Annotated in this window: 15 protein-coding genes; 11 read left to right on the top strand and 4 right to left on the bottom strand. The window is 58.0% G+C overall.

Going from position 1 to position 15,500, the window contains the following annotated elements; genetic code table 11:
• Positions 1-150: 150 nt before the first annotated feature.
• Positions 151-558, bottom strand: a complete 408-nt coding sequence (locus AC0L7P_RS05240; protein ID WP_473434774.1) for a MaoC/PaaZ C-terminal domain-containing protein — start codon at positions 556-558, stop codon at positions 151-153.
• A 204-nt stretch (positions 559-762) separates the two neighbouring features.
• Positions 763-912, bottom strand: coding sequence for a hypothetical protein (locus AC0L7P_RS05235; RefSeq protein WP_473434773.1), 150 nt, complete (start codon positions 910-912; stop codon positions 763-765).
• Between the two features lie 264 nt (positions 913-1,176).
• Here AC0L7P_RS05235 and AC0L7P_RS05230 point away from each other — a divergent pair, with 264 nt between their 5' ends.
• The 3 genes from AC0L7P_RS05230 (at position 1,177) to AC0L7P_RS05220 (ending at position 4,141) form a co-directional block, all read left to right on the top strand.
• Positions 1,177-2,127 (top strand): Bug family tripartite tricarboxylate transporter substrate binding protein, encoded by a 951-nt coding sequence (locus AC0L7P_RS05230; RefSeq protein ID WP_473434772.1) that lies wholly within the window; start codon positions 1,177-1,179, stop codon positions 2,125-2,127.
• Positions 2,128-2,189: 62 nt separating this feature from the next.
• The gene (locus AC0L7P_RS05225) at positions 2,190-3,722 is read left to right on the top strand and encodes a tripartite tricarboxylate transporter permease (RefSeq protein WP_473434771.1); all 1,533 of its coding nucleotides are present in this window, start codon (positions 2,190-2,192) and stop codon (positions 3,720-3,722) included.
• The gene (locus AC0L7P_RS05220; RefSeq protein ID WP_473434770.1) at positions 3,719-4,141 is read left to right on the top strand and encodes a tripartite tricarboxylate transporter TctB family protein; all 423 of its coding nucleotides are present in this window, start codon (positions 3,719-3,721) and stop codon (positions 4,139-4,141) included. Before AC0L7P_RS05225 ends, AC0L7P_RS05220 begins: the two co-directional genes overlap by 4 nt.
• A gap of 2 nt (positions 4,142-4,143) precedes the next feature.
• On the opposite strand, the gene AC0L7P_RS05215 is transcribed toward AC0L7P_RS05220, so the two are convergent.
• A complete protein-coding gene (locus AC0L7P_RS05215; protein WP_473434769.1) occupies positions 4,144-4,818 on the bottom strand; it encodes a GntR family transcriptional regulator in 675 nt (224 codons plus the stop codon).
• 101 nt (positions 4,819-4,919) lie between these two features.
• Between AC0L7P_RS05215 and AC0L7P_RS05210 the strand changes: the two genes are divergently transcribed.
• The 4 genes from AC0L7P_RS05210 to AC0L7P_RS05195 all read left to right on the top strand — a co-directional run bounded on the left by AC0L7P_RS05210 (position 4,920) and on the right by AC0L7P_RS05195 (position 9,323).
• A complete protein-coding gene (locus AC0L7P_RS05210) occupies positions 4,920-6,092 on the top strand; it encodes a UxaA family hydrolase (RefSeq protein WP_473434768.1) in 1,173 nt (390 codons plus the stop codon).
• Positions 6,089-6,400, top strand: coding sequence for a UxaA family hydrolase (locus tag AC0L7P_RS05205; RefSeq protein ID WP_473434767.1), 312 nt, complete (start codon positions 6,089-6,091; stop codon positions 6,398-6,400). Before AC0L7P_RS05210 ends, AC0L7P_RS05205 begins: the two co-directional genes overlap by 4 nt.
• Positions 6,397-7,872 (top strand): sulfatase family protein, encoded by a 1,476-nt coding sequence (locus AC0L7P_RS05200; RefSeq protein WP_473434766.1) that lies wholly within the window; start codon positions 6,397-6,399, stop codon positions 7,870-7,872. The genes AC0L7P_RS05205 and AC0L7P_RS05200 overlap by 4 nt, the downstream gene beginning before the upstream one ends.
• Before the next feature lie 206 nt (positions 7,873-8,078).
• A complete protein-coding gene (locus tag AC0L7P_RS05195) occupies positions 8,079-9,323 on the top strand; it encodes a sulfatase-like hydrolase/transferase (protein ID WP_473434765.1) in 1,245 nt (414 codons plus the stop codon).
• 50 nt (positions 9,324-9,373) lie between these two features.
• Here the strand turns inward: AC0L7P_RS05195 and AC0L7P_RS05190 are convergent, their stop codons facing one another.
• A complete protein-coding gene (locus AC0L7P_RS05190; protein ID WP_473434764.1) occupies positions 9,374-11,578 on the bottom strand; it encodes an arylsulfatase in 2,205 nt (734 codons plus the stop codon).
• Between the two features lie 179 nt (positions 11,579-11,757).
• Here AC0L7P_RS05190 and AC0L7P_RS05185 point away from each other — a divergent pair, with 179 nt between their 5' ends.
• From AC0L7P_RS05185 to AC0L7P_RS05170, 4 genes are all read left to right on the top strand, one after another.
• A complete protein-coding gene (locus AC0L7P_RS05185) occupies positions 11,758-12,693 on the top strand; it encodes a LysR family transcriptional regulator (protein ID WP_473434763.1) in 936 nt (311 codons plus the stop codon).
• Between the two features lie 163 nt (positions 12,694-12,856).
• The gene (locus AC0L7P_RS05180; RefSeq protein ID WP_473434762.1) at positions 12,857-13,852 is read left to right on the top strand and encodes an ABC transporter substrate-binding protein; all 996 of its coding nucleotides are present in this window, start codon (positions 12,857-12,859) and stop codon (positions 13,850-13,852) included.
• Positions 13,849-14,649: an ABC transporter ATP-binding protein gene (locus AC0L7P_RS05175; protein WP_473434761.1), complete on the top strand. Its 801-nt coding sequence runs from the start codon at positions 13,849-13,851 to the stop codon at positions 14,647-14,649. Before AC0L7P_RS05180 ends, AC0L7P_RS05175 begins: the two co-directional genes overlap by 4 nt.
• Positions 14,650-14,653: 4 nt before the next feature.
• Entirely contained in the window at positions 14,654-15,475 is an 822-nt protein-coding gene (locus tag AC0L7P_RS05170) for an ABC transporter permease (RefSeq protein WP_473434760.1), read from the top strand.
• The last annotated feature ends 25 nt before the right edge of the window (positions 15,476-15,500 follow it).

Raw genomic sequence — 15,500 nt, 5'->3', positions numbered from 1 at the left:
ACGATGGGGCCGGGCACAAGCACCAGAAACGTCACCGCCACCCGCCGAGCACACCGCCAGCGACAAAAGACTTGAGGCCAGCGCGTCATTGGTCAGCCCCAGGCCCGTCAGCGCCAGAACGCGCCATTTATGGTGGGATTGCGCGGACACTCAGAGATCGACGCGCGGCATCGCATAGGTTGTCGCCGTTCCGCCGACACAGTCATCACCCGCGCTGTCAGTCACCGAAACGGCAAGCTGACAGACAGGTTTGTCATTGCGCACTGCCTTGCGGAAATTCAGGTGTGTGTTCAGAAACACGGCACCCCGCCCCAACAAATCGTCGGCCGGACAGGCATCGAGGATTCCGGTCGTCACCCCGCCCTGCACGATCAATTTGCCGGACCGCGTCGTTTTCACCAGCGTTTCCTCACAATGTACCGGGTCGCCATCACCGGTCGTGGTGGTGAAATTGCGAAACGCCTTCATTGCCGTGGTCCGGCTGCGTTCGCCCGTTTGCCCCATCGCCGGCTTTCCCGCTGCTACACTGCTCCAGCCGCCTTTTGCTGCTGAGTTCATGGCTAAATCTCCTCGGTCGTTTTCACCAGCCCCGGCACATCGGGCGAGAGCGGCCCCCACGGATACCCCATGAATTGCGGACGCCCGGTGAATATCCTGCGGCGGGCAGACTGCCAATATAAAGCGTCTCGACCTTACATTGAAACATCACAGATCGCTTTTCGCGTTCGGCCAAGGGAAAGGCGACGAACAAGCGATTCAAGGTCAAGCCGAAACGCTATAGTGATCGTCAAACACGCAGGCGCGGCTGGCCAGGGCATCGACGTTTGAGGTCTGACAGCGTGTATCAGGAATGGACCGGCCCAGCGCCGCTTTGTTCAGGCTATCCCCCGGCATCTCGATGATGGTCATCATCTTTCATCGTGGTTCTCTGCCGCCATGCCATCAAACGAGGCACGGAAACGGGTGAACATATTCGCAGCCAAGCCCTTGTTTTGCAGGGCAGTTCAAGAAACCTAAACGGCATCACGCCCCGACACCCGCAAGATCCAGATCAGACCACTTGACAGAAAGTTGGGGTCTGTGCTTGTTTCATCGCACTGATATCTCAGATAAGTGGTCACTTGAGATATCATTCTGAATTCATAGACCAAAGCCACGAAACGGGAGGGAACTGAAATGAAAAGTTTGATAAAGTCCGCAGCAATGGCGGTTGCCATGCTGGGGTTCGGCGCGGCGCAAGCGGCTGCTGAGTATCCGGATCATCAAATCACAATGATCGTGCCATTCAGCGCCGGCGGTGGGTCTGACCGTGTGGCAAGAACGGTTGACCGGTTCTGGCAGGAACAAACCGGTGACAGCTTCAACTTCCAATATCAACCGGGCGCCGCCGGTGCCGTGGGGGCTGCGGAAATCAGCCGCGCCAAACCCGACGGCTATACCATCGGCATTGTGAACCTGCCCAATCTGGTGGTGCAGCCGGTGGCCGGGACCGGCGCGTTTGCGCTTGACGGCTTTGACTATATCGGGCGGGTGAACGCCGACCCCATCGTCTTGATGGTTCCCGAAAACAGCCCTTACCAGACCCTTGACGATTTTCTGGCGGCTGCAAAAGAAGCGCCCGGCACGATGACCCTGGCAATCACCGGCACCATGGGGGCGGCGCATCTGGCGGCCTTGCAGATGATGGAAGACGCGGGCATTCAGGTGACGCTTGTTCCGACACAGGGCGGGTCGAACACCGTGGCGCGGATTGCGGGCGGTCATGTTACCGCCGGGCTGATCGGTCTGGGTCTTTATACCGGCCAGGAAAACGGCCGCGCCCTTGCCGTGACGGCCGCAGAGCGTTCGGATTTCACACCTGACGTTCCGACCTTTGCCGAAAATGACATCCCGATTGATCTGTCCACGGCCCGCATCATCGTGGCCCCAAAGGGGTTGCCGGATGACGTTCTGGCCTATCTGCGCACAAATCTGAAATCGGTCACACAAAGCGAAGGGTTCATCTCTGCTTCGGCCGATCAGGGACAGGGCGCGATCTGGCAGGATGGGGCCGCGCTGGAAGATGCCGTCATGGCGATGGAGCAAAGCACCACGACATTGCTGCGCAAGTATGACTTGATCGACTGATATTCCTGCATTTCAACGGCGACCCATAGTTTGGGTCGCCACGGTCGGGGAGACCACCTTCAATGCCTCTTACTGAAAGCATCGCTGCGGCGATGGACCCGATGGTCTTGCTGATGATTGTCCTTGCGACTGTCTTTGGCGCGATCATTGGCGCGTTGCCGGGGTTCAGCTCGGTTATGGCGATATCTTTGTTGTTGCCTGTGGTCTATCCCATGGACCCGCTCATGGGGCTTCTCGTGCTTGGCTCGATCTATATGGGTGCGATGTATGGTGACGCGAACGCCGCCATCTTGCTGAATATTCCGGGTACGGCATCATCATTGCCCACAACCTTTGATGGTTTCCCGATGACCCTGCAAGGCCGCGCAAAAGAGGCCCTGCTCGCCGCCCTGGCCGGGTCGGTTTTTGGCGGGGCTGTCGGCGTTCTTGTTCTGATGTTTACCTTCGGCGCATTGGCCGAGTTTTCATTGCGCTTTGGCCCGCAGGAATATTTCTGGCTGACTGTTCTGGGGCTTACGACCATTGCAGCCCTGTCCGAAGGCAACATGATAAAGGGTCTTGTGGGCGGCGGTCTTGGCATCGCGATCAGCCTGATCGGGATTGATCCATATTGGGGCATGCCCCGTTTTACATTCGGGCAAACCGCGCTGATTTCGGGTGTTCATCTTATTCCGGCGCTGTTGGGCCTGTTTTGCGTTGCACAGGTCTTGTCCAGCCTTGCAGGACAAGACGGTGATCGACGTGCGCCGGAAATCGGTGCGCAAAAAGATGCATTGGGCAAGGTCATGCGAACCATGGGGCGGCGTTGGGATGTGCTGCTGCGGTCCTCGGCGATTGGCGTGGTGATCGGGATGCTTCCCGGCGCGGGGGGGCCGATTGCCTCGACCATCTCGTACAACGAAACCCGTCGGTGGGATCGCGACAGCTCCAGCTTTGGCAAAGGCCGGGTGGAAGGCGTGCTTGCGTCCGAAGTTGCGAATAACGCCATGGTGGGCGGCAGCCTGATTCCGATGATGGCACTGGGCATTCCGGGCAATGTGAATGCTGCGGTGATTCTTGGCGCGTTGATGTCGTTTGGCATGCGACCGGGCATGAACCTGATTTCCGACGGCTCGGGCGTTGCGATGTCGTTCATGATCGGGCTGCTGATCTCAAGCATACTTCTGGCGCCGCTGGGCTATTTCATCATCATTCGGATATCAACGCTGGTGCTGCGTATTCCGCGGACATATCTGGCGCCGACCATTCTGGTTTTTGCCTGCGTCGGGGCGTATTCCGTCACCAATTCGATGTTTGGTGTTGTCATCATGGCCGCAATGGGGATCGGGGGATATGCCTTTCGCAGGGTCGGGATCGAAGCGGCGCCCATCGGTCTGGGTCTGATCCTCGGGCCGATTGCCGAACGTGAATTTACCAGTTCGCTTCTTATTGCGCAGGCTCAGGGCAGCTATCTGACCATGGTGTTCAGGCCCATCTCGCTGGTGTTGGTTGTGCTGTGTCTGCTGTCCATCGCAACGCCACTGTTCGTTCTGCTGCGAAACAGACGGGCGGCACGGCGGGCCGGAACACCCACCGCGACGGAGGCATCGGAATGATAGCACATCTTGAAAAGGCCCTGCTCGCCCTTGTGATCGTCTTTTGCGCGACGCTGACATGGGAGGCATCAGGGATCAAACCACCGGCCTGGACCTTCCCAGTGTTTGTCGGAGTGTTCACCGCTGCATTGGCCGTCTGGGCCATGGTGCGCACCCTGACGCGCCCCTTGGCCGGGCCTGTCTTTCCCGAAGGCAGCGCCCAACTGGTGCTGGTCGGAATGGCCGGATTGCTCGGGTATATTCTATTGTTGCAGGTGAGCTATCTTGCCGCGACGCCGGTGTTTCTGTTTCTGGGATACCTCTATCTGATGCCGGAGCGCACCAAGCGCAGCGTCGCTATCGCCGTCATAATTGCAGCCGTGACCACCGGTTTTACGTGGCTTTGTTTTGCCTACTGGCTTGGCGTCAACCTTCCCTGATGTCAGTCGGCGCTTCCAAGGGCACGGCGCCAGGATGCGGTCAGATGCGTTTTCATCGCCTGCCCCGCAGAATCGGCGTCGCCATCAATCACAAAGTCGAGGATAACAAGATGCTCTCGGATTGCTCTGTCGTCGGTATAGTTCCGAAGCCGAAACACCAGCCGCGACAGTTGCAGGCGGCCAAGAACGCGGTCAAACAGATCGTCGGCAAAGGCGTTGTCGAGGGCCTTGATGAACAGACAGTGCATTTCGTGGTCAAGCGCGGTGCGCGCGTTGATTTCGCCCAGGTTCAGGGGCGCCTGCCCCGTATCATTTTCGCCGGCGGCCCATGTTCGCGCGCGCAAATCAATGGCTGCGGATTTGTCTGGTTGATCGGCATAGGCGCGCACTGCCTCTATCTCGACCATCAGGCGCATCTGAAACGCGTCGTTGATCGTTTTTTCGTCGATGTCCAGAATGCGGATTCCGCGTTGCGGGATAAGGGTGACAATGCCCTCGCCTTCAAGCCGTTTCAACGACTCGCGCATTGGGCCCATCGGAACATCAAGCAGCGCGCACAATTCGCGCTGGGATACGAGCTGTGCCGGCTTCAACACACCTGCATTCAGTTTCTCCATGAAACGTTCATGGGCCACATTGCGCAAGGTGACGGTCTTGGGCGGAACTGCATCGGTCATTCGGAACGTCATCCTTGGTTGCGCAAAAAGGTTGGAACCTCTGGGGCTGTTTATCCGATGCCACTGATATCTCAATCAAGTACTCAATCAAGGATATAACTGTGACACATCCAGCGGTCCCAACATTTTATGGCTACCGACGCACTTTGGGGCGGCCGGGAATTCGCAATGTTCTTCTTGTGCTGAACATTACGGGGCTGACGGCGCCGTCGGCACGCCGGATTTCACGCGATTTAATCGGAAGCCAGTTGATCACCATGGATCATGGGGCCGCAATCAATGGCCGTGGCGAGGCACCGGTAAACGCCACCATTCAGAATCTGGCCCGCCATCCCAATGTTGGCGCAGTTCTGATCCTGAGCGCGCACCGTGGCAAAGCCCAGGATCTGTTGGAAAGCCTCTCTGACGATGACCGGCCCGTCGCCGTTGTGTCACTGGATGATACAAACCGCGATGCTTTGGAATTCCGCGCCACCGCAGTGCGAACCGGCGCAGGCTTGCTGTCGCAGATTTCCAGACAACTGCGCGAACCGGTCCCGTGGAGCGATCTGTTGATTGCACTGGAATGCGGCATGTCCGACCCGACCTCAGGCTTGGTTGCCAACCCATTGCTGGGCCTTGTTACGGATCGGTTGATTGGCGATGGCGGCGCTGCGGTTTTTGGCGAAACAACCGAGTGGCTGGGATGCGAAGCGCATCTGGCCGAACGCGCGGCAACCCCTGAAATCGCCGCGCAACTGGCCCATGCGGTGCGGCGGCGTGAAACCCTGGCGCGCCAGGTCGGGCTTGACCTTGTGGGGAACAACCCGAATGACGCCAATATCGCGTCGGGGCTTACCACCATCGAGGACAAGGCGATCGGCAGTGTCGCCAAATCCGGAAGCGCCCCGATCACCACGTTCCTGGAGTATGGCGAGCATATGCCAGGCCCCGGTCTGGCTGCCATGGATGGCCCGTCCTATACGCCTGAATCCCTGACCGGCCTTGTCGCGGCAGGCGCGCAGATTTCGCTGTTTACCTCTGGTGTCGGAAATTCCTTTGTCAGTGGCCTTGCCCCCACGATCAAAATCACTGCCAACGCCGAAACAGCGCGCAAACTGCCGGTTCAGTTCGATTTTTGCTGCGCCAACGCGCTGTCCCACCCCGAACAGATGAATGCAACCGCCGATGCCCTGATCGCGCGCATCGTCGAGGTTGGCTCGGGGGCCCTGACGTTTGGTGAAATATTGGGCGAAGACAACGAGGTTATCGCGCGTTTCGGAGAGACATTGTGACAGATACAGCCAATACAGTGCAGGCCATCAGGCTGCACGCCGAAGATACAGTTGCGGTGCTGACCCAGTCCGTCAGATCAGGGGATAGGGTGTTGATCTCTGGCCCGGGCGCCCCTCTGACAATTGCCGCCGCTGAAAATATTCCCTGCTATCACAAGATCGCGCTTGCCGAGGCCGCGACAGGGGCGCGTTTGCTGCGCAGCGGCATCGTGATTGGCACCGTCACATCCGCCATCAAGGTCGGAGAGTGCGTTCATATCCACAATCTGGCCAGCATTTTCGCAACCAAAATCACAGAGAGCGCATGATGGGAAACCCACCGGATATCCTGTTCATATTTTCCGACCAACATGCCCAACGGGTCGCCGGGTGCTATGGCGATCAGGTTGCCGAAACTCCCGCGCTGGACCGGTTGGCACGCGAGGGTGTTGCATTCGACAATTGTTATACCCCATCGCCGATCTGTGGCCCGGCGCGTATGGCAATGCTGACCGGGCGCCCACCTTACAGCACCGGTATCTGGACAAACAACGACATGCTGCCTTCGGACATGCCAACCTATGCCCATGCCCTGAGCGCGGCCGGTTATGATACAATCAGCGTTGGGCGCCTTCACGCCCTTGGCCCGGACCAACATCGCGGCTTTGGCCAGCGGGATATCGGGGATCATTCGCCCAATTGGCCCGGCGTCGCCCGCCACAACATGGGCATTCTCAGCAAGACCCACGGTCCGAACCGGATCAGCGTTGAACGCAGCGGGAAGGGAAACAGCGCATATCAAAGCCTGGATGAGGCAAGCCTTGATGCGACACTTGCGCGCCTCGATGCAATTCACGAACGCCGCAAATCCGGGGTCCACCAGCCGTTTTTCCTTCAGGTTGGATTTATGTTGCCCCATCCACCTTATGTTGCCGGGGCCGACGATTATGATCGCTTTGCTGGTCGCGTGCCGCCTCCGGCCCTTGCGCCAGAAGATACCCCGCACCCATGGGTAAAGTGGTGGCGCGCCAACCGCCGGGTCGAAGATGTGACCGGCGAAGAAGCCGAAAGATCGCGCACCGCGTATTATGCCCTTGTGCGCCGGATGGATCTTCATATCGGAATGATCCTTGAGAGGCTTGAGGCGTTGAACCTCGGGAACGACACGCTTGTCGTGTATGCGTCGGACCATGGTGATCATCTCGGAGAGCGCGGTCTGTGGTGGAAGCACACGATGTACGACGAGTCTGCGAAGGTGCCGCTGGTCATGCGTTGGCCGGGCCGGATCGCACCGGGCGAACGGCGGGCAGAACCTGTCAGTCTTTTGAATGTCTCGGCCAGCTTCCTTGATGCCGCCAAAACGCATCCCCTGCCCAATTCCCACGCGGAAAGCCTGCTGCCGCTGGCACAGGGGCGCGCCGGGGGCTGGCGCAACACGGTTCTGTCGGAATATTGCGTTGACCCGGACGAAGGCTATTCCGGCGGGCGCTGGACACTACAGCGCATGGTTCGGTCCGAGGGGTGGAAGTACATCTATCACGATGGGTTTCCAGAACAGTTGTTCGATCTGCACAACGACCCGCAAGAACGTCACGACCGCGCCAATGATCCGGATTGCCGCGAAACTGTCGCGAAATTGCGTGCCATGGCGTTGGATGGTTGGGATCCGACCGCGGTAAAAACCAAAATGGTATCCCGCGCCCGCGACCGGAATGTTCTGCGCCAATGGGCGAATGTCGCGCAGCCCGACGACGCGCTGCGGTGGGAATTCGACCCGGATATCAACACCCTGATCCGTTAAAATGGCCCGATGTTCAGGCGCGGCCAGATGTCGGATACCGGGGTATCATGGCGCGGCGCTTGCTCGGAAATGTGCGCTAAAATCTGCTGCGGCCTGGCCTTTTGCGATAATTTGAAGATGCTGTCAGAATCGAATGCCGTTGCGAGAGGAATCACATATGCGCAGGAATCCCTCCCCGAATATCATCGTTATTCAGACCGACGACCATGCCCGCTGGGCCTTGCCGTGCTATGGTGCAACGGGGATCGAGGCGCCGAACCTTTCGGCGGCTCGCGGCGTCTGGCACGATCATGGACAATGCCTTTACGACAACGCCGGTTTGTTCGCCTGCGCGGGCATCATTGCAGACCGGATTGATGCCGTCACAACATGGTGTGCGCGATTTCCTCATGTCACGGCCCGAATATCAGGATCGCGACTGGCTGGCCGGGTTCGACACGCTTGCCCAGCAATTGCAACGCTCGGGTTATACCTGCGGGCTGAGCGGCAAATGGCACATTGGCCGCGACTATGAACCTGCCCCCGGATTTTCGTTCTGGCACGCCCTGAGCGGGGCCTATCCGATCCATCATCAAGGCTCACACGAGCTGAGCCTTGATGGAGCGATCGCGCGGAAAGACGGCGTTCTGACCGATGTGATCACCGATGGCGCGCTTGAATTTCTTGCGCAGCAGGCCCCTGACAGGCCGTATTTTCTGTATGTCGGATATTACGCCACCCATTCCCCGTGGGATGGGCACCCTGACGAATTCATCACGAACCGCACCCATGTAACGCCACCCGACGCCGTGCCGGACGGATATCACGCCCGCAACGCCGAACTGGACTTTACCCCCGGTCGGGACATTGCCGAAGCCCAAGCCCAGTATCGCGCATCGGTTGCCGAAATCGACCGGGGCGTCGGGCGGATCTTGCAACAAGTGGCAGGCGAAAACACGTTGATCGTTTACACTGCGGATCATGGGATGTGTCTGGGCCAGAACGGCGTTTTCGGCAAAGGCAACGGAACGATACCGCTCAATTTCTTTGACGACAGCATCCGTATCCCGATGATCCTGTCCTGGCCGGGTGTGTGGCCCGAGGGCGCGCGGTCAGATGCGCTGTGTGATTTGACGGATCTCTATCAAACCATCCGCACCGTCGCCGGGGCCGAAACCGACGAAACCGACGGGCTGCCCCGGCCCGGTCGGGCCATCGACATTACAAACCACGGGATGACGTCGATCAAACCCTATCAGGTGTGTGAATATGGCCCCGATTCCATGATCCGGGACGGACAGAAAACTGCGCTGCGCCGGGGAATGGGGGGCGAGACATCGGGCGCGCCGGACCTGTTGGCGAAACTGGAACAGTTTTATAGCGGGTTGGAATGCCCGCCGCCTTGGGAATGGACGCCCGAAGCGCAACCGACATTCAATCTGATCGAACCCTGGCGGGCCAAAAGAACCTGACCCGCCAGCGATGCGCGGACGGGTCAGGGTTTAACGCCCGCGAATGGTTTTTATTCTATCGATACCTGTGTCGCTGCCAGAAGCTCCTGATCCACCGGATCAAAGAACGTCATGACCACCTTATCAAGTGCGGCATCGGGAAAGGTGTTTTCCCCCTCGTAGGTATGCGTCACCTTGCGGGCGCTGTCGCGGCCGACATCCAGCCCCCAGAAAGACACATGGCCTGAAACACAGGGGATGCTGCCTTGTGCAATATCCTGATCGCCACAGAAAAGCGTGGCCTTCGCCGTCCGGTCGTCTTTGACATCAATCCGCACGCCGCATTTTTCCACATGCCCGGCCAACGCCCCGGATACGGAAATATGGTCTTTGCGCCAGATGTGTTCAAACACCAGCTTGCCGTCGTCGATAAACAGACTGTACCCGCCAAGATCGTCACCAGCGGACAAAAGAACACCCTCTGCGCCCGCCTGATCGGTGTTGAGGTGTGCGGTGATATTCATCGAGCGTTCGGACGATGTTACCATGCTGAGTTGCGGAATATGCCCCTGACCGGCGAACAGGGTGATCTCTTTTTCGGACATGAGGCCGTTTGGCTGCCGAAAGACGATGATATCGACAAGAGTTCGATCATCAAGCGGCATGACGTCGTTGGCTTCCGCCTCTTGCCACCAGATATCCTTGAGCGACGCGAGCCGTTCGGGGTGTTGCGCCGCAAGGTCGTGGCATTCGGAAAAATCGTTCCGCGTATCGTAAAGGCGCCACGTGTCGGCGGCGTAATCATCGCCTTTTTCATGCTCTGAAACCGCCTTCCAACCATCGTGGAATATCGCACGCCGCCCGAACATTTCCCAATACTGGGTGTTGCGGGGTGCGGGGGCCTGCGGTTCGGTCAGCGCGTCACGAAAGCTGGCTCCGTCGAACGTGGCCGCGTCACGATTGCCGATGATGTCGAGCAGTGTCGGGGCGATATCGACCGCGTGCAGGAATTGATCGCGGATTTCATCCCCCTTGGTTTGCAGCCCCATGGGCCATGACACCACCAGCGATGACCGAACGCCCCCCAGTTCGACATATTGCTTGTACCGCCGGAACGGCGTGTTCCCCGCCATCGCCCAGCCTTCGGGATAATGCGCCGGGCCATTCGGCCCGCCAATATCATCGATCCGCCCGATCTGTTCGGCAACGCTTTGGGGCATACCCGAATAGGGCGCGTTCACATCAACGGCACCATGCGGGCCGCCTTCACGGCTGGCGCCGTTGTCGGACATTATCAGGATGATGGTATTGTCAAAAAGATCAAGGCGTTTCAGTTCGGCAACAACCCGACCGATCTGAACATCGGAATGTTCCAGAAAACCGGCATAGGCGGCCTGCAACCGGGTATAAAGACGCTGGGCATCTGCATCCAGATCATCCCAGGCCGGAACGTCAGGATTGCGTGGCACCAGATCAGTATTCTTGGGAACGATCCCAAGTTCCTTTTGGCGCTCAAGGCGATCCTGACGGGTCTGATCCCAGCCTTTTTCGAAAACGGGAATATATGGGTCGATGTATTCGCGTGGCACCTGAATGGGCGCATGGGTCGCGCCAAAACAGAAATTCAGGTAAAACGGGGCCTTGCGCCGAAAGGCCCTGTGATCACGAAGATAGGTGATTGCCCGCTCGGCCAGATCCTCGCTCAGGTGATAGCCGTCCGTTCCGGGCGGGTCGATGGTGTGATTATCCTGAATCAGTTCCGGGGTGTATTGGTCGGTGCATCCGCCCAGAAAGCCATAATAGCGATCAAACCCACGGGACACGGGCCAGTTCCCATAGGGGCCGGCGGGGGTGACCTCATGCGCCGGGGTCAGGTGCCACTTTCCCACCATATAGGTGCCGAACCCATTTTCACGCAGCATCTCGGGCAAGAGGGGCACATCCCTGCGCACAACCCCGCGCCCGTTGGGGAAACCGGTATCGGAATCCGCAAGGCAGCGCATCCCGACATTGTGGTGATTCTTTCCCGACAAAAGCGATGCGCGCGTCGGAGAACACAGCGGCGTCACATGAAAACCGTTGAAACGCAATCCACGTGCGGCAAGCGCATCAATATGCGGCGTCCTGATTTCTGAACCAAAGCAACCAAAATCAGCAAAACCGGTATCATCGAACAGGATCGTCACGATATTGGGGGGGGCATCGGTGGCATCCGACGGCCACCACGGCGTAGAATCCTCGACCGTGCGGCCAATTTTGCCCGGAAACTCTGTCATGATGTCTTGTCCTTTTTCGAAAGAAAACCGACGCGAAGGGCCGCGCCGGATGCAATGCCCTGATCGGCAACAGCGCCCGGATTCATGCCACGCCCTGGGATTTCCAGTATTTGACACCAGCGGCATTTGCGCCAATAGTTAGAAATGCAAACGCCATTCCAAAAGGTTATGTATGCCCAATGCCGTTTGAAGTTCCCAATCTGACACTGCTGAAACAGTTCGTCGTGACCGCCGAAGAACAGGGCATTTCAAAAGCCGCGCTGCGCCTGCGCATTTCACAGCCCGCTTTGTCCAAGAATATCAACAAGCTCGAAAGCATGCTTGGCACCAAATTGTTCGTGCGCCATGCCTCGGGGTCCGACCTGACAGAGGCGGGTCGTCTGTTTTATGAACGCGCCCAGGTGATCGGGCTTGAGTATCAACATGCGCTTCAGGACGTGCGCAATGTCGTGGCCGAGCAGGATGCGACAATCACTATCGGGGCAGGTCCGGTATGGTCGTCGGCGATCCTGCCGCTTGTGGCCGAGAAATTTCATGCCCTGTATCCGCGACACAGGCTTCGGGTTCAGACCGGATCAGTGAACGATCAGGCCGAAGATCTTCGTCTGGGGCGGATCGATATTTATGCAGGCGCTCTGATACAGATAACACGTCTTCCGGGGTTCACTGTGCGGTCCCTCGCCCAGTGCGAGATCGAAGTGCTGTGCGCGCCGGATCATCCTCTTCTTGCGGCGGGTGGCATCGTTGACCTGTCTGCAATCGCCGCCTATCCGTTTGTCGCGTTTTCGCCATCCATGGATGTAACCCAGCGTATTTCGTCCCATTTCCGCTCCAAAGGCGCACCTCCGCCCAAGATCCTGGTCGAAACCAGTTCGATATTCGCCTGTGTCGAGCTGGTCCGGTCAGGCAAATACCTGATTGTCGAAACGGCCATGCTCAAGGATACAGTGATCGGCGCCGGGCTTGCCACCATTCCGACCGAAATGAATAAATGGCCTTTCGCCATGGGCATCGTTCATCGCGATGGGATCGACCGCATTCCCTATCTTCGCAGGCTGATGGATATCATGGCCGAAACTCTTAAACAGCATGTTAATTCCGGGCGAAGTTCCTGACGGACCGCCTTGGGACTGGCCATGCGCGTATGCGAATGCAGCGGCGCAAGATCACGCATAACCAAATTTTATACCACATTCCATTTAAGTTATGCCAAAGCACCGCCAACTTGCCGTAGTCTTTCAGCAGAAAATATCCAGTGAACTGGCGGGGAGCCATGAAATGCTTAATCGACGCAACCTAATGCTGACCGGGCTGTCCCTGGCGGCACTTACCGCGCTGTCCGCGCCCGTGTTTGCACAGACGACCTCGCTGAAGGTTCAGCTTTCGTGGCTTCCGAATGCGGCCGCCGCGGGCGAGATTGTCGCGCTGCAAAAGGGGTTCTATACCGACGCCGGGCTTGAGGTGGAACTGTTGCCGGGTGGCCCCGGGTCAAACGCGGTTCAGGAACTGATCGGCGGAACGTCGGATATTTCGATCGCCTATGCACCGCAGATCATGTATTCTGCCAACCGTGGCCTGCCGCTCAAATCCTTTGCGGCCAGCTTTCAAAAGGCGCCGCTGACATTCTATTCCTTCAAAAAGTCGAACATCAACAGCGTCGCTGATTGGAAAGGCAAACGCATCGGCGCAGCGCAAAGCGCCGTTCCCCAGATCGAAGCGATGTTGAACGCGAGCGGCCTGACGATTGATGACATAACCTTCGTACAGGCCCAAACGCCGGCGCTATTGCAGGGGCAGGTCGATGTCGTTGCGGCCTGGCCAACCAATGTTGCACAGGTTGCCGTGCTTCTGGCCGAGGGCGGTGAGATGAATACCCAGTCAATCTGGGACAATGGTCTGCAATTCCAGTCAAATTACTATATCGCGACCGATGCGACCCTGAAGGATAACCCCGAAGAGTTGGTCGCATTCCTTGAGGCGACGGACAAGGGCTGGGCCTGGGCGGCTGACAACATGGAAGAGGCTGCAAAGCTGTTGGTCGATTATGCCCCCGCGCTTGACGCGGCGCAGGAACAAGCGGCGCTGGAAATCATGATTCCCGGTTTCATCTATACCGACGAAACAGTCGAAAACGGGTTTGGCAACGTATCAGCCGACCGTTGGCAACAGACGCTGGATACATACGCCGCGCTGGGTGAGATCGACGCCAAGCTGACAGCGGCAGATGTCTTTGACGGGTCTATCCTGGCCGCGTCGACAAGAACGAAGCGATGAACACGGCGGTTCAACCCCAAGAGGTTCTGGCGCGCGATACGGCGATTCACCTGCGCGACATTTCCGTTACCTTTGGGCGAGGCCCAAACAAGGTAGAGGCCATCGGAAATGTCACGTTGGATATCGCCGAGGGTGAATTCGTATCCCTGATCGGTCATTCCGGCTGTGGCAAATCCACCCTGTTGCGTGTCATCGCCGACATCCTCAAACCCAGCACCGGGGAGGTGTCCATGTTTGGCACCCCCACCGAGGCCCGTCAGCAGCGGCAATTCTCGATGGTGTTTCAGCAATCCGTTCTGATGCCTTGGGCCACCGTGTTGGAAAACGTGCGCTTGCCGTTCGAGGTCGGGCCATCACCGGACGGCAGAGCCGAACCGATGGACCCGATGGAGGCACTGAAGCTGGTTGAACTGGATGGCTTCGCTGAGTCCTATCCCTCACAACTGTCGGGGGGCATGCGACAGCGGGTCGCCATTGCCCGGGCGTTGGTGACACGCCCACGCGTTTTACTGATGGATGAACCGTTCGGCGCATTGGATGAACTGGTCCGCGATTCCCTCAACGTCGAACTTCTGCGGATCTGGCGCAAAAGCGGAACGACAATCGTGTTTGTAACACATTCCCTGCAAGAGGCGGCGTTCATCTCTCAACGTGTGGTCGTCATGAGCCGCAGGCCAAGCAGGATTGGCGGCATCCTGGACATCGACCTGCCCGAGGATCGCGATATTGCCTTGAAAGACGCCCCCGCGCTTGGCGCATGTGTCGCCAAACTGCGCGCGATGCTGGACGAAGGATAGACCCATGTCACTGAATGAAACGCATGCAACGACGTCGGATACACCAACTGGATTCCGGTTTCCCGAAGACGGCACAGCGCGGGTTGCGCTTATGGGTTTCTTTGGTCTGGCATCGGTGATCCTGCTTTGGCAACTGATCGTCACGGTTTTTTCGGTCCCTGATTATCTGGTCCCGTCGCCCTTGGCCGTCATCAAGGCATTGCGCGACGATTTTGGGCTGCTGGCATCAAGTGCGATGCCGACGATCATCGAGGCCTTCCTGGGGTTTTTGCTTGGCAATACGATCGCCATTCTGGTTGCGGTTTCGTTTGTCTATAACAAAGCCATCGAAGAAATGTATTATCCCGTCGCAATCCTGATCAAGACGATTCCGATTGTCGCCATCGCGCCGGTTCTGAAAATCATGCTGGGCAATGGGATTGAACCGAAAATCGTTGTCGCCGCCCTTATCTGCTTTTTCCCGACACTGGTGAACGCGGTGCGCGGGTTCAGGTCGGTATCGCCACAGTTGCTTGAATTGATGCATGTGCTGTCCGCGTCCAAATCCGAAACATTCCGGCGCGTCCGCATCTATGCCGCGATGCCGTATATTTTTTCGGCGCTCAAGATTTCCGTGACGATGTGCGTTCTTGGCGCGATTGTCGGAGAGTGGATTGGCGCGAACGAAGGCATTGGCTATCTTTTGCTTCAGAGCATGTTTGATTTCAACACGCCGCGCCTGTTTGCCACGATTCTCACGGCATCAACGATTGCCATCATCGGATTCACGATCGTTTCATGGCTTGAAACCCGTGTCATCCGTTGGAACCCAGGTGAATCCTTCTGAGCGCCACAAACTGATGACAACGACG

The organism is Oceaniglobus sp. K40-3 (assembly GCF_055808395.1).
The sequence above is the reverse complement of the archived record's forward strand: the minus strand, read 5'-3'. Positions and strand labels throughout refer to the sequence as shown.